This is a genomic window from Pseudomonas sp. Z4-7 (assembly GCF_051131965.1).
Classification (GTDB): Bacteria; Pseudomonadota; Gammaproteobacteria; order Pseudomonadales; family Pseudomonadaceae; genus Aquipseudomonas.
Genome location: NZ_CP071642.1, coordinates 2,773,905 through 2,788,757 on the forward strand (window position 1 = coordinate 2,773,905; position 14,853 = coordinate 2,788,757).

The following is a 14,853-nucleotide window of genomic DNA, read 5'->3' on the forward strand; positions in this document are numbered from 1 at the left end:
TCAGTTCATCAGGTAGGCGAGTTTGTGGGTAAGCCGCTCGATAGAGTCTTCCGTGAACAGCAGCAACAGGTCGAAGCGGATATCCTGGCCTTCCAGGCCATAGCTGATTTCCACCGCCAGGGTCTTTTTCCAGTGGACGCGGTTGGCGCGGATCAATTCATCGATTGCTGCATGCTGACCCAGGATCTGCGGATGCCCCTGGGAAAAAATCACGTCGATCTGTTCGGCGATGCTGCTCAGGCAAGCACCGATCAGGATGCTGGAAAGGTCCACCAGCATCTCCAGGTCCGAATAGTCGGCGCTCTCGCGCTGCATCAGTTGCCCGATGTCGGCGATCTCCGAGTCATGGAATATCAGCAGTGCTTCACCGGCGATGCCGCTGCCGATAAAGCCTTGGCAGATGGCCGTGAGTTGCTGGGAGCTGCCGACGTCGTTCAGCGCCATGTGCAGTTCCCCGACTTCGAGGATGTTCACGTTCGGCACCGGCAATTGCACGAAGACGCCCAGGACCTTGGCAATCAGCGCCGCGGCCTGGCCGATGGCAACGTTGACCGTCTCGCGGAACGCATCCTGGAAACTGATGGCCGCGTTCGGTGCCGGTCGATTTTGCAGCGGTGCCTGGCCGGGTTGAGTCAGTAGACCCAGCCCGGTGAGCGTCTGGCGCAACTGGTTTTCGTCGAAAGGTTTTTTCAGGAACGCCAGCGCGCCCAGTTCATGCACCCGGCGTACCGCTTCGTCCTGGACGTCGCCGGAAATCACGATGACCTGCGCTTTCAAGCCCTCGGCGCGCAAGGCACTCAATACTTGATAACCATCCATCTCCGGCATGGTCAGGTCGAGCAGCACCACGTGGCCAAGGCCCTGGCGTATGGCATCCATCGCCTGGCGACCGTTGACCGCCTCGGTGACTGAAACCGGCCAATCTTGCGGCAGCGCACGCAACACCTGCTTGCGCGCCATGGTGGAGTCGTCGCACACAACCAGGGGGATCAGCGACACAGGCGCACCCAACAAGACTTAACGGCGCAGATTCTTCGTACATCGATCATAGGCGGCAGCGGTCCTCTGATTCACGAATGGGGTGTATCCAGCACAACGTCCGGTGAGATGCTGTCCTTGAAAACTGGACCATTAAGTCAAGGACGTCAAATGCACTTCGTCATTTGACGCAATTGCGCCGGACTCACACCAAGGCGCTGCTTGAACGTCGTTGTCATGTGCGCTTGTGAGCTGAAACCGCAGGCGAGGGCGATTTCCGGCAGTGTGGCCGAGCAATCGCGTATCAGCGCCCGGGCCCTGGCGAGGCGTCGGTCGATGAGGTAGCCATGGGGGCTCTTGCCTGTCGCGGCCTTGAACGCACGCATGAAGTAGCCCTCTGACAGCCCCAGCAGCTGCGCCATCGCCGGTACGGCCAATGGCTGATCGAGGCCTGCGTCGATGAATTCATCCAGCAAGCGCATCCGGCTGTCGGTGAGGGAACCTTGGGGCCTTGCCGACTTGGAGTTTTCCGCTGCCGCGCATTCGGCCAGTGCCAGGGCCCAAGCCTCCCAATCGTCGTCGATCGAGCCGTGCAGGAGCGCGCGACGCATGCGCTGCGCGAGCGCAATGGCCCAAGGGTCGATGCGATTGTTGAAGGGATGATCGCCCTCAAGCACGAATCCATCGGTGCGTATCAGGCGCAGGTATTCGCCGCCATGAGGTGACTGTGAATACACGTCGCACTGGGCCGGGACGAACGCCAGCCCGTTGGGCAGCGCATTGAAGGGCTGCACCCGGTCGCTGCCGATCGCATGCAAGCCGCGCTGGCTGTCGAACGCAAAACCGATCGCCGACTGGCTCGCGATGTAGCGCGCTGCATAGGCGCAGCCGGGGAGCAATTCGATCGCCCACGGCCCTGCTTCGATGCGACGGGTCGATCCAGTCTTGCGCGGCGGTTGTGGGCGGTTGCGATGGCTCATGGTGTTCATAGTAGTAAAGCGACGCCGGAAAAGTCAGGTCGGTTTTTTGAAAGCCGGGGCTCGGCGCCCCTGGCTAGACTGGACGAAATTCCAGGAGGCCATTCTCATGTACACACTGACGCTCGACGAGATTGAACAAGCGGCTCGGCAGGTCTATCAAGTCATGCCCGCCACCGCCCAGTACGCCTGGCCCTTGTTGGCGCAGCGGCTGGGATGCACTGTGTGGGTCAAGCACGAAAACCATACCCCCACCGGGGCTTTCAAGGTGCGTGGCGGCATTACCTTCATGCATTGGCTCAAGCGTGAGCACCCGCAAGCAAAGGGGATCGTCACCGCCACCCGTGGCAACCACGGCCAGAGCCTGGCGTTGTCGGCCAGCGCCTCGGGACTGAAGGCGTTGATTGTCGTGCCGGAGGGTAACTCGATCGAAAAGAACAATGCCATGCGCGGCTTCGGCGGCGAAGTGATCGAATACGGCCGCGATTTCGATGAGGCCCGGGAGGAGGCGGCACGCCTGGCGCAAGCGCAGGGCCTGTTTCTCGTGCCGCCGTTTCATACCGAGCTGGTCAAGGGCGTCGCCACCTATGCCCTTGAGCTGTTCAAGGCTGTGCCCGACCTGGACACCGTCTACGTACCCATCGGCTGTGGCTCGGGGATTTGCGCAGTGATTGCCGCGCGCGATGCCCTGGGCTTGCAGACCCGGATCGTGGGGGTGGTCTCCACCGAGGCAACGGCTGCAAAAATGTCATTTGAAACCGGAGAAATCTGCGAAACCGCTTCGGCCAATACCTTCGCCGACGGCCTTGCCGTGCGCAGGCCGATTCCCGAAGCCTTGGCCATCTACCGCGCCGCGGCGGCGCGGATCGTGGCGGTCAGCGACCAGGAGATTGCCGAGGCCATGCGCGTCTATTACACCGACACCCATAACCTCGCCGAAGGTGCTGGCGCCGCGGCACTGGCAGGGCTGATTCAGGAGCGTGGGTTGATGGAGGGAAAAAAGGTCGGGGTGGTGCTGTCCGGGGGCAATGTCGACAGGGCGGTGTATGCCGATGTGATTGGCTGACAGCCAAAGGATGGCCGGCTCGAAGGGTAATGCTGTTCACTTAACAAAATGATGTACCCGTGGCGAGGGAGCTTGCTCCCGCTCGGCTGCGAAGCAGTCGCAAACCGGCGGATGCGGTGTGTCTGATACTACGTATTTGGCAGGTTTTGGGGCCGCTTCGCGGCCCAGCGGGAGCAAGCTCCCTCGCCACGGGTTCCCCGATCGCCTTAAGTGAACAGCATTAGCCTCGAAGGGGAGCTTTTGTGACTCTATTCCGGAAAGGTCATGAGTTGTCAGCGACCTTTCGGGTGCGTAAGCTGCCCCCATGAACCAGCCATCCATTACCTCACCCAGCGCCCGCGGCCCCGTCGATCACGATATTCGCGATCAGATTGTCGCCGCCGCCAATGAACACTTCAGCCAGTACGGTTATGGCAAGACCACGGTTTCCGACCTGGCCAAGGCCATCGGTTTTTCCAAGGCGTACATCTATAAATTCTTCGATTCCAAGCAGGCGATCGGCGAGGCTATCTGCGCCAATTGCCTGTCGAAAATCGTTGCTGCCGTCGAAGCAGCCATCCAGGAAGAAGGGCTGTCGGCGACGGAGCGTTTTCGCCGGCTGGTCAAGACCGTGATCGCGACGGGCGTGGACCTGTTCTTCAATGAGCGCAAGCTCTACGACATCGCTGCGTTCTCGGCCTCGGAGCGCTGGCCCAGTTCACAAATCTACAACGAGCAGATCAAGAGCTTCGTGCTGCAGATCGTCCGGGAAGGTCGTGAACTCGGCGAGTTTGAGCGCAAGACGCCACTGGACGAAACCGTCGAAGCCATTCACCTGGCGCTGCGGCCGTTCGTCAACCCGTTGCTGCTGCAGTACAACCTCGATTTCGTCGAGGAAGCGCCCACGCTCACTTCCAACCTGATCCTGCGCAGTCTTATGCCCTGAGCTAGAGGTTCACAGAAAAAGGGCTGCTGCGCAGCCCAGCGGGAGCAAGCTCCCTCGCCACGGGGGTGGTGAACTCCTCATGAATAGCCTTACCTGATATTGCCAATTAGTGACCATTTCAAGGAATGATCACCGGGTTGCCACGGGCGTTTCCTCAGGTGGCTGCCAGCCACCGCCGAGCGCCCGAAAGGCCGCGACTGCCGCCCGTGCCGATTCCGTTCGCGCCTGCGCTCGGGTGTCGGACGTGCGCAGCAGGGTCTCGTCGGCATTGAGCACATCGATCAGGCTGGCGGTACCTTTCCGGTAGGCGATAAACGTCGATTGGCGAGCCTGGGTCAGCGACGTTTCCCCTTGAGCAAGGGTCGTCGCCTGGGCTTCGCGGTTCACCAGGGCGCTGAGGGCGTTTTCAACCTCCTCGGTGGCGCGCAACACCGACTGGCGATAAGCCGCCAGCGCTTCGGCTTCCTGGCCCTTGGCCTGTTCGATCTGAGCGTTGATGCGGGCGAAATCGAAGAGCCTCCAGCGCAGCCCCAGCACACCCGCCGACTGGCTGGCCCCGCCGCTGAAAAGATTGCCGCCGGACACCGCCGTGGCACTGCCGAGCAAGGCGCTGAGGGAGAATTTCGGATAATACTCGGCGACGGCCTCGCCGATCCGTGCGTTGGAGGCCGCCAGGCGGCGCTCGGCGACGATGAGGTCAGGTCGACGTCGAAGCAGGTCCGCAGGGGTTCCTGTCGTCGCCATCGGTGGGGCGAGAGGAATATCGCCCACCTGAGCCAATTGCGGGCGATGGGTGCCAGGTGGCGTGCCGAGCATCACATCCAGCGCATTCATGGCCGCGTCCAACCCGGCTTGCAAGACCGGCACGGTGGCCTGCACCTCTGACAATTGGCCCTCGGTCTGGCGGACCTGATAGCTGGCGGCCAGGCCTTTGCTGTAGAGCAATTGGACTTTTTCCAGCAGGTCCTGCTGCGTCCTGACCTGGCGGTTCGCGATGTCGAGCCGGGTCTGTAGACCCCGCACGGTGATGTAGATGTCAGCGACCTGCGCGGCGACGGCCAGGCGCGTGGCGACGGCACCGGCCTCCGACGCCTGGTATTCGGCCAACGCCGCCTCGCGCCCGCGGCGCAGGCCGCCGAAGGCATCTATCTCCCAGCCGGCACCGAGGTTGAGCTCGTAGAAGTTTCCGTATCGGTCGTAGCCGGGCGTCGAGTCCAGCACCTGGCCGAGCGGGGTCTCGACCGATTGGTATGAACGCGCGGCCTGGCCACTGATGTTGCCCGAGGGCAGCAAAGCGGCGTTGGCCGCGCCCAGGCCGGCCCGTGCCTGGGTGACGCGCGCCGACGCCTGCGCCAGGTCCAGGTTCTGTTCCAGGGCTTGTTGGATGAAGGCGGTGAGGGTGGGATCAGCGAAGCCTTCCCACCAGTTGACCAGCAGGGTCGGTGCGGCCGTGGAGCGCTGTTCGACCGCAGGCTGGCCCAGGTACCGGCTCGGAAGCGGCGCGGCGGCACGTTGGTAATCCGGGCCGACCGCGCAACCTGCCATGAGGCTGGCACTCATTAGAAGAGCAATGGGGCGCAGGGGAGGCATCGTATTTCCTTGAGTGGAGATTATTTGTGACCATACTAATTATTGGTCACTTAAAGTCAAATTATCTTGTTCGCAGCGGTTTTTATCTCGTCGTTTAGGCCAGAACGTACGGTGCTCAGAAGAAGGGCGTCCGATCAATTGGTGTTTTAGTGACGATTGACATAAACGGTCACAAGCATTGAGAATGCGCCTTCCATCCTAGCGTTCAAGTAAGGGACCCTATGCTCCGGCGCCGACCTGTCACCATTGCCGCTTGCTTGTTGCCGCTCGTTCTGACGGCGTGCGGTGAGTCCTCCACCACCAAGGACCCGCGCACGCTGGCGCCGTTGGTGCGGGTGTCCGAGGTATCGGCGGCGTCCGATACCTCGCGCGCCTTCACCGGCGTGGTGACCGCCCGCGTCCAGAGCGATTTGGGTTTCCGGGTTTCCGGCAAGGTGCTCGAACGTCTGGTCGACACTGGCCAGACCGTCAAGCGGGGCCAGCCACTCATGCGCCTTGATCCCATCGATCTCGGCTTGCAGGCACGCGCGCAGCAGGAGGCCGTCGCCGCGGCCCGGGCGCGGGCCCGGCAGACCGCGGATGACGAGGCGCGGTATCGCGACCTGGTCGCCGCGGGCGCTATTTCCGCCTCGGGCTACGACCAGATCAAGGCCGCCGCAGACACCGCGAAAGCGCAACTCAGCGCCGCCCAGGCGCAGGCTGACGTAGCGCGCAATGCCTCCGGCTATGCGGTGCTGCTGGCCGACGCCGATGGCGTGGTGATGGAGACCCTGGCCGAGCCCGGACAAGTCGTCAGCCCTGGCCAAATCGTCGTGCGACTGGCGCGTGCAGGCCAGCGCGAAGCCGCTGTGCAGTTGCCCGAGACCCTGCGGCCCGCCCCCGGCGCAACCGCGCAGGCGAGGCTTTATGGCAACGCCGCCGCGACGGTTAACGCCAAGCTCAGGTGGCTGTCGGATTCCGCCGATCGGGTCACACGCACCTTCGAGGCACGTTATGTGTTGGAGGGCGCGCTGGCCAATGCCCCGCTGGGTTCGACAGTGATGCTGCGCATCAGTCCGGGCACCCGGTCGGGGCAGGCGCTGCAAGTGCCGATCGCCGCGCTGCACGACTCGGGCAAAGGTGCCGGCGTCTGGGTGATCGCCGGTGAACCGGCAAAAGTTTCCTGGCGTCCGCTCCAGCTACTGGGCCTGAGCGACGACACTGCGCAAGTCTCGGGCGAGCTGAAAGTCGGCGAGCGGATCGTCGCACTGGGCGCGCATCTGCTACGCGAGGGTGAAGAGGTGAGGCTGGCTCAACCGGGCGATGTGAAGGTTGCGGAGAATCGTCCATGAGCTTCAATCTCTCGGCGCTCGCCGTTCGCGAGCGCTCGATCACGGTGTTCCTGTTGTTCCTGATTGCTGTCGCGGGTGTCCTGGCGTTCTTCCAGCTGGGCCGCGCGGAAGATCCGCCGTTCACCGTCAAGCAACTTACCGTCATCACCGCCTGGCCAGGGGCGACGGCCCAGGAGATGCAGGACCAGGTCGCCGAGCCGCTGGAAAAACGCCTGCAGGAATTGAAGTGGTACGACCGCACGGAAACCTATACGCGCCCGGGGCTCGCGTTCACCATGGTGTCGCTGGTCGACCGCACGCCGCCTTCCCAGGTTCAGGAGGAGTTCTACCAGGCGCGCAAGAAGCTCGCCGACGAAGCCATCAAGCTACCGGCCGGTGTCATCGGGCCGATGGTCAACGACGAGTTTTCCGACGTGACCTTTGCGCTGTTCGCCCTGAAAGCCAGAGGCGAGCCGCAGCGATTGCTGGTGCGTGACGCCGAGGCGTTGCGCCAACGGCTGCTGCACGTGCCGGGTGTAAAAAAGATCAACATCATTGGCGAGCAGGCCGAACGGATTTTCGTGTCCTTTTCCCATGATCGGTTGGCGACCCTGGGGGTTTCGCCGCAGGAAATCTTTGCCGCCCTCAACGGCCAGAACATGCTCACGCCAGCAGGGTCGATCGAAACCGTCGGGCCGCAGGTCTTCCTGCGCCTGGACGGCGCCTTCGACAAGTTGCAGAAGATTCGCGATACACCGGTGGTGGTACAAGGTCGCTCGCTGAAGCTTTCGGACGTGGCGACCGTCGAGCGCGGCTACGAAGACCCGGCCACATTCCTGGTGCGCAACGGCGGCGAAGAGGCGCTGTTGCTGGGCGTGATCATGCGCGAGGGCTGGAACGGCCTCGACCTGGGCAAAGCGCTGGATGTGGAAACCAGCAATATCAATGCGGGCATGCCACTGGGCATGACGCTGACCAAGGTCACCGACCAATCGGTGAACATCGACTCGGCCGTCGGCGAGTTCATGGTCAAGTTCTTCGTCGCGCTGCTGGTGGTGATGCTTGTCTGCTTCCTGAGCATGGGCTGGCGCGTCGGGGTGGTGGTCGCGGCAGCGGTGCCGCTGACCCTGGCGGTGGTGTTCGTGGTCATGGCCGCCACCGGCAAGAACTTCGACCGCATTACTTTGGGGTCGCTGATCCTGGCGCTCGGGCTGCTGGTGGATGACGCCATCATTGCCATTGAAATGATGGTGGTGAAGATGGAGGAGGGCTACGACCGGATCAAGGCCTCCGCCTATGCCTGGAGCCACACGGCCGCGCCGATGCTTTCCGGCACCCTGGTGACCGCCATCGGCTTCATGCCTAATGGCTTCGCCCAATCGACCGCCGGCGAGTACACCAGCAATATGTTCTGGATCGTCGGCATTGCGCTGATCGCTTCCTGGGTGGTCGCGGTGGCGTTCACGCCGTACCTGGGTGTCAAGCTGCTGCCCGACATCAAGCAGGTCGAGGGTGGTCACGCGGCCATCTACAACACCCGCCATTACAACCGCTTCCGCCAGATACTGACCCGCGTCATCGCACGCAAGTGGTGGGTGGCCGGGACGGTGATCGCAACGTTCTTCGTAGCGATTGTGGGCATGGGCCTGGTGAAGAAGCAGTTCTTCCCGACCTCGGACCGCCCAGAGGTGCTGGTGGAAGTGCAGATGCCTTATGGCACCTCCATCGAGCAGACCAGCGCCACCACCGCGAAGGTCGAAGCCTGGCTGCAACAGCAGGAAGAGGCGAAGATCGTCACCGCCTATATCGGTCAAGGCGCGCCGCGTTTCTACCTGGCGATGGCGCCGGAACTCCCCGACCCGTCCTTCGCCAAGATCGTGGTCCTGACCGACAGCCAGGAGGCGCGCGAAGCCCTCAAGTTCCGTCTGCGTGAAGCGGTCGCCGAAGGGCTTGCCCCAGAGGCGCGGGTGCGGGTGACCCAGCTGGTGTTTGGCCCTTACTCGCCGTTCCCCGTGGCCTATCGGGTGATGGGGCCGGATCCGGCGAAACTGCGCGAGATCGCCAGCCAGGTTGAGGGCATCATGCAGGCAAGCCCACTGATGAGGACCGTCAACACCGATTGGGGGCCGCTGGCGCCGACGCTGCATTTCAACCTCGATCAGGACCGCTTGCAGGCGGTGGGGCTGACGTCCAGCGCAGTCGCCCAGCAACTGCAGTTCCTGCTCACGGGCGTGCCGATCACGGCGGTCCGCGAGGACATCCGCTCGGTGCAGGTGGTCGGCCGCGCTGCCGGCGATATCCGCCTCGACCCCGCAAAAATAGACGGCTTTACCCTGGTGGGCGCGACGGGCCAGCGGATTCCGCTGTCCCAGGTGGGCGAAGTCGATGTGCGCATGGAGGACCCGATCCTGCGCCGACGTGATCGCACGCCGACCATGACCGTGCGCGGCGACATCGCCGAAGGCCTGCAACCTCCGGATGTCTCCAGCGCAATCATCAAGCAACTGCAACCGGTGATCGACAGATTGCCCAGCGGCTACCGTATCGAGCAGGCGGGCGCGATCGAGGAGTCGGGCAAGGCCGGTAAGGCCATCGTGCCGCTGGTGCCGATCATGGTCGCCATGACGCTGCTGATCATCATCCTGCAAGTGCGTTCGGTCTCGGCGATGATCATGGTCTTCCTTACCGCACCGCTGGGCTTGATTGGCGTGGTGCCGACGCTGCTGATCTTCAATCAGCCGTTCGGCATCAATGCGCTGGTCGGGCTGATCGCGCTGTCGGGCATCCTGATGCGCAATACGTTGATCCTGATCGGGCAGATCCATCACAACGCCAGTGAAGGCCTCGATCCGTTCCACGCGGTGATCGAAGCCACGGTGCAGCGAGCCAGGCCGGTGCTGCTCACGGCGCTGGCGGCGATCCTGGCGTTCATTCCGCTGACCCATTCGGTGTTCTGGGGAACGCTGGCCTACACCCTGATCGGTGGCACGTTCGTCGGCACCATCATGACGCTGGTATTCCTGCCGGCGATGTATTCCATCTGGTTCAAGATCCGTCCCGAGACGAAGAGGGCAGCATGAAAAATCACCAAGGTCTGAAACGAATCGTCGTCACCGGTGTGGGCATGGTCGGGCCGCTGGGTTGCGTCGTGGATGAGGTGTGGCAGCGATTGCTGGCCGGGCATTCCGGCATTCGCAATCTGTCTGCCGACGTCACCGAAGGCACCGGCGTCGCGGTGGGTGGGCAGGTGCCGACCCTTGAAGAGGACGGCATTGCCGGTTACGACCCGGAGCGCCTCATCGCGCCCAAGGATCGCAAGAAGATGGACCGCTTCATCGAGTTCGCCCTGGTGGCGGCTCACGAAGCCCTGGAGCAGGCCGGCTGGCATCCTGTCGAGGCCATTGATCAGGAGCGAACCGCCACGATCATTTCCTCGGGCGTGGGTGGTTTCGCCACGATTGCCGATGCCGTGCGCACTACTGACAGTCGTGGCCCGCGTCGTTTGTCGCCGTTCACCGCGCCGGCTTTCCTGGCCAACATGGCGGCCGGGCAGGTGTCGATCCGGCATGCGTTCAAAGGGCCCCTGGGCGCACCCGTCACGGCTTGCGCCGCAGGCGTGCAGGCCATCGGCGATGCGGCCAGGCTGATCAGGAGTGGCGAGGCGGACATTGCCATCTGCGGCGGCACCGAGGCGGCGATAGACCGCGTGACCCTGGGTTGTTTCGCGGCAGCTCGCGCGCTGTCTACCGGGTTCGCCGAGCGCCCGCAAGAGGCCTCGCGGCCGTTTGATCGTGATCGCGACGGTTTTGTCATGGCCGAAGGCGCCGGTTTGCTGGTGATCGAGTCGCTGGAGCATGCGTTGGCACGTGGCGCCAAGCCCCTGGCTGAGCTGGTCGGTTATGGCACCAGTGCCGATGCCTATCACCTGACCGCAGGGCCGGAGGACGGCAACGGTGCTCGCCGCGCCATGGAGCAAGCCTTGCGCCAAGCCGGTATCAGCCCCGCCGAGGTGCAGCACATCAATGCTCACGCGACCTCCACCCAAGTTGGCGACGCAGGTGAGCTGGCAGCGATTCGCGCGGTGTTCGGCGTGGACTCCGGTGTGGCGATCACCTCGACAAAATCCGCCACCGGGCATCTGTTGGGCGCCGCCGGAGGCATCGAAGCCATTTTCACCGTCCTCGCGCTTCGTGATCAGATCGTGCCGCCGACGCTGAACCTGCTTCATCCGGATGAGGCAGCCAGCGGGCTCGATCTGGTTGGGCTGACGTCGCGGAAGATGCCGATCACCCACGCCCTGTCGAATGGGTTCGGCTTTGGTGGCGTCAACGCCAGCGTGCTGTTCCGTCGCTGGGAAGACTGACGTCGGCTCAGCGGCGCAAGAAGAACAACAGCAGCGCGATCAGGCAGGTCAGCGCCTGGATCGCGCCCAGCGTGGCGATGGGCGAAAAGCTCAATACGGAGGCCAGCCAGGTGGTCAGCGCCGCCGCGCCCATGGACAAGAATCCCAGCAACGCCGAGGCCATGCCGGCCTCCTTGCCGAAAGGCCCCATGGTGATGGCGGTGCCCAGCGGGTTCGCCAGGCCCATGCCCCAGAGAAACGTCACCATCGAGACGGCATACCAGCCCAGGCCTGGGTCAGCCGGCCCGACCACGAGCAGGCCACCGCCGAGCATGGCGCAGGCAATGCCCAGCAAGGCGATGGTGCGCGTGCCGTAGCGGTGCGCCAGGCGCGGGGCCGCCATGCCGGCGGCGAACACGACGAACACCGTCGAGGCGAAATACAGGCCGGCTTGCACTGACGTCAGGCCGATGCCTTTCATCAGGATCGCCGGGGCGGCGGCGAAAGAGGCGAACAAGCCGCTCAGCAGCAGGCTCATCGACAGGGCGGGGAGGATAAAGCGCTTGTCCGCCATCAGCCTTGCGTAAGCGCGCACGACGCTGCCGGTGGAGTGCGGCGCCCGGCGATCGGCGGGATGGGTTTCACCCAGATCACGAACATAAAAAAACGCCAGCACCACGGCGGCCAATCCCACCAGGATGAAGATGGCGCGCCAGCCGAGCGTGACGGTCAGCAGGCTCCCGGCCAGCGGTGAAAAACCCGGCGCGGCGGCGGTGGCGACCATCGTCAACGACAGGGCGCGGGCCAACGTCTCGCCTTCGAACAGATCCCGAGCGATGGCGCGCGACAACACCGAGGCCGCGCACACGCCCAATGCCTGGACGATGCGCCCGGCGATCATGACATCGAGTGTGGTGGCGAGCCCTGCGATGACGGTCCCGACCATGAATACCGACAACCCGCCCAGCACCAGTTTCTTACGCCCATAACGATCGGCCAGCGGCCCGACCACCAACTGGCCCAGGGCAAAGGTGACGAAGTAGCTGGAGAGCGTCAGGCCCAGTTCGCGGGCGGTCACGCCCAAGTCATCGCCAATGACCGGGAACGCAGGGAGGATGATGTTGGTGGAGAGCATGCCGATCGCCGCGAGGCCTGCGAGCAGGGCGACGATTCGACCGGTCAGGGCTGGACGCGATGCCTCTGGCTGCGCTTGCGCAATCGCTGATGCACTTCCAGTTTCCATGGATCACCCTCTGGCTGGTTATTGTCTGCTTATGATGATCGTAATATGACGATCGACATCTGATGCGTCAAGTCAAAAGAGAATTCAGAGGGGCGGGTGCGATGAAGGGGGGCCAGCGGGCTTGAAAAGGTTTTCGTTCTGCGCGAAATGGCTCGGTCGGCGCTTGTCGGCGCCGACCGAGCCAGGGGTTTTACCAGCGGAAGTTGACGGAGGTCACCAGCTCGCGCTCGTCGCCGTAGCGGCAGATGGCTGCTTCGCAGTAAACGTATTTCTTGTTTGTCACATTGTTCGCATTGAGGGAGACGTCCCAGTTCTTGTCGATCTGGTAGCTGGCCATGGCATCGAACAGGGTGTAGGCGGGCAATTGTGAATCGATGCCCGACGCCTGGGTGGTGCCTTTGTAGCGCGCGCCGCCGCCCACCTTCAGCTGTGGCACGCCGAAGAGCGCGAAGTTGTAATCAGCCCACAGCGCGGCTTGGTGGTAAGGCGTATCTTCGCTGCGCTGGCCGACTTCGCTCTGGATTACGCTTTTGGTGATGCGTGAATCGGTGTAGGCATACGTCGCGATGACTGTCAGTTGAGGCGTGACGTCGCTCTTGGCTTCCAGTTCGAGGCCACGGGAGCGCTGTTCGCCGATCTGCTGCGGGTTGTTACCGGCGAGGTCGCGCTTGACGACGTTTTCCTGGGTCAGCTCATAAACCGCTGCGCTCAACAGCGTATTGCTGCCAGGAGGCTGGTAGCGGATACCGATTTCATACTGCTTGCCTTCGGTCGGCTCGAACGTCTGGCCAGGAGCATCGGCAACCGCTACCGGGAAGAACGATTCGCTGTAGCTGATGTAAGGGGCCAAGCCGTTATCGGCCTCGTACACCAGGCCGGCGCGCCAGGTGGTGGACTCGTCGTCCTGGCTCAGCTTCTGGCCAGTGGCGAAGCCTTCCTGGTCCTGGTCGGCCCAGTCATGGCGACCGCCCAACAGCAGCAGCCAGTGATCATCGAACTTGATCTGGTCTTGCAGGTAGATGCCGGTCTGGAAGGTATCGATCTGCGAACCACGGTCACGGTTCCGGCGCTTGTCTACAACAACTGGCTGGCCGTAGTTGTAGTCACCGATATTGATCGATGTCGAGTTGGCGCGGAAATTGTGCGAGTCATACGACGCATCATAAGTATCCGCGCCGACGAGGAAGGTGTTTTCAATACCGCCAATGTTCCAGCGCGTCTCGATGTTGGTGTCGCTGGCCAGTGCCCGGGAACGCTCGCGCCGGTCACTGTACTGACGACGAAGGACGCCGGTATTGGCTGCTCCGTTGATGGCTGCCGTGCTGGTCTGTGCCTGCATGTATTTCCACTTCACATCCGCTTCGTAGTAACGGAGTTTGTTGCTGATACGGGTGTGCTCATCGAAGCGGTGTTCGAACTCATAACCGATGGCGGACATCTCGCCATTCATGTCGTCGTAATCGGGCTCGCCGATGAAATCGTGGCGGCCGATGGTGACCGGCCCGTTGCCCACGCCCTTGACCAATTGATAGGGCAGCGGGGCGGAGAAACGGGTGTCGCTCTTCTGATAGAACGAGAGCAGGGTCAGCGACGTATCTTCATTGGGGCGCCAGGTCAGGGCCGGGGCGATGTAGAGCTTGTCGTCGTTGATGTAGTCCTGCTGGGTGTCGCTGTCGCGCTTGAGCATGGTCAAGCGGTAGCTGAGGACTTCGCTGTCGCCGAGCGGCCCGCTGAAGTCGGCGGTCAGTTGTTTGCGATCATGGTTGCCGTATTGCATGCCCAGCTCGTGCTGTGGGGTTTCGGTCGGGCGTTTGCTCACGCCGTTGACGAAGCCACCGGGCGACAGTTGGCCGTACAACACCGAAGCCGCGCCGCGCACGACCTCCACGCGTTCCAGACCATAGGGTTCCTGCACACCGTCGTAAGAGTTGTACTGCAAGCGCATGCCGTCGCGTAGCGAACCGCCCGTGGCGGATTCGACGTCGAATCCGCGCATGCGGAACCGGTCGGAGGTGCGGTTGAAGCTGCTTGGCTGGCTGGTGAAACCCGGGGTATAGCTCAGGGCATCTGCCAGAGTGTCGGACTTGCGATCACGCATTTCATCGGCGGTCACCACGGAAACCGATTGCGGCGTTTCGGTGATGGCTGCGTTGGATTTGGTGGCGCTGCCGTTACGCAAGGCGACCTTGCCGGCCAGCGGCGCCGTCGGGTTTTCCACGGCGGCGGCGTTGATGTTGATTTCGCCGAGTTGAAGAGGGGCATTGGCAGCAGCCTCTTCCTGTGCGGCCATCGCCTGTGCTGAAAAAATGCTCCCCAAAGCCAGTGCCAGCGTGCTCAGGTGAAACGCAGGATGACGCGAGACGTAACGTTTTTCGGTGCCAACTATTGTTTTTCTGACGAGCATCGAGGAAGTCCTTGGGGT

At 62.9% G+C, this 14,853-nt stretch carries 10 protein-coding genes; 5 read left to right on the forward strand and 5 right to left on the reverse strand.

Translation table 11 applies throughout. The annotated features are described in order from the left end of the window. Positions 1-960 (reverse strand): response regulator, encoded by a 960-nt coding sequence (locus tag J3P91_RS12765; protein WP_434605119.1) that lies wholly within the window; start codon positions 958-960, stop codon positions 1-3. 185 nt (positions 961-1,145) lie between these two features. Continuing rightward, the gene (locus J3P91_RS12770; RefSeq protein WP_434604595.1) at positions 1,146-1,958 is read right to left on the reverse strand and encodes a helix-turn-helix transcriptional regulator; all 813 of its coding nucleotides are present in this window, start codon (positions 1,956-1,958) and stop codon (positions 1,146-1,148) included. A 106-nt stretch (positions 1,959-2,064) separates the two neighbouring features. Between J3P91_RS12770 and J3P91_RS12775 the strand changes: the two genes are divergently transcribed. Together J3P91_RS12775 and J3P91_RS12780 are read left to right on the forward strand one after the other, a co-directional pair. After that, positions 2,065-3,021, forward strand: coding sequence for a threonine dehydratase (locus J3P91_RS12775; protein ID WP_434604597.1), 957 nt, complete (start codon positions 2,065-2,067; stop codon positions 3,019-3,021). A gap of 304 nt (positions 3,022-3,325) precedes the next feature. Then, positions 3,326-3,946, forward strand: a complete 621-nt coding sequence (locus J3P91_RS12780) for a TetR/AcrR family transcriptional regulator (RefSeq protein WP_434568707.1) — start codon at positions 3,326-3,328, stop codon at positions 3,944-3,946. 129 nt (positions 3,947-4,075) lie between these two features. On the opposite strand, the gene J3P91_RS12785 is transcribed toward J3P91_RS12780, so the two are convergent. After that, on the reverse strand, positions 4,076-5,536 hold the full coding sequence (locus tag J3P91_RS12785; RefSeq protein ID WP_434604599.1) for an efflux transporter outer membrane subunit: 1,461 nt from the start codon (positions 5,534-5,536) through the stop codon (positions 4,076-4,078). A gap of 221 nt (positions 5,537-5,757) precedes the next feature. Here J3P91_RS12785 and J3P91_RS12790 point away from each other — a divergent pair, with 221 nt between their 5' ends. The 3 genes from J3P91_RS12790 to fabF are packed head-to-tail and all read left to right on the forward strand — an operon-like array spanning position 5,758 to position 11,209. Further along, positions 5,758-6,867 carry an efflux RND transporter periplasmic adaptor subunit gene (locus J3P91_RS12790; protein WP_434604601.1) on the forward strand — a complete coding sequence of 370 codons (1,110 nt, stop codon included), beginning with the start codon at positions 5,758-5,760 and terminating at the stop codon, positions 6,865-6,867. After that, on the forward strand, positions 6,864-9,926 hold the full coding sequence (locus J3P91_RS12795) for an efflux RND transporter permease subunit (protein ID WP_434604603.1): 3,063 nt from the start codon (positions 6,864-6,866) through the stop codon (positions 9,924-9,926). The genes J3P91_RS12790 and J3P91_RS12795 overlap by 4 nt, the downstream gene beginning before the upstream one ends. After that, positions 9,923-11,209, forward strand: a complete 1,287-nt coding sequence (gene fabF / locus J3P91_RS12800) for a beta-ketoacyl-ACP synthase II (protein WP_434604605.1) — start codon at positions 9,923-9,925, stop codon at positions 11,207-11,209. Before J3P91_RS12795 ends, fabF begins: the two co-directional genes overlap by 4 nt. Positions 11,210-11,216: 7 nt before the next feature. On the opposite strand, the gene J3P91_RS12805 is transcribed toward fabF, so the two are convergent. Beyond that, positions 11,217-12,431 (reverse strand): multidrug effflux MFS transporter, encoded by a 1,215-nt coding sequence (locus tag J3P91_RS12805; protein WP_434604607.1) that lies wholly within the window; start codon positions 12,429-12,431, stop codon positions 11,217-11,219. 190 nt (positions 12,432-12,621) lie between these two features. Beyond that, on the reverse strand, positions 12,622-14,835 hold the full coding sequence (locus tag J3P91_RS12810) for a TonB-dependent siderophore receptor (RefSeq protein ID WP_434568701.1): 2,214 nt from the start codon (positions 14,833-14,835) through the stop codon (positions 12,622-12,624). Positions 14,836-14,853: the final 18 nt, after the last annotated feature.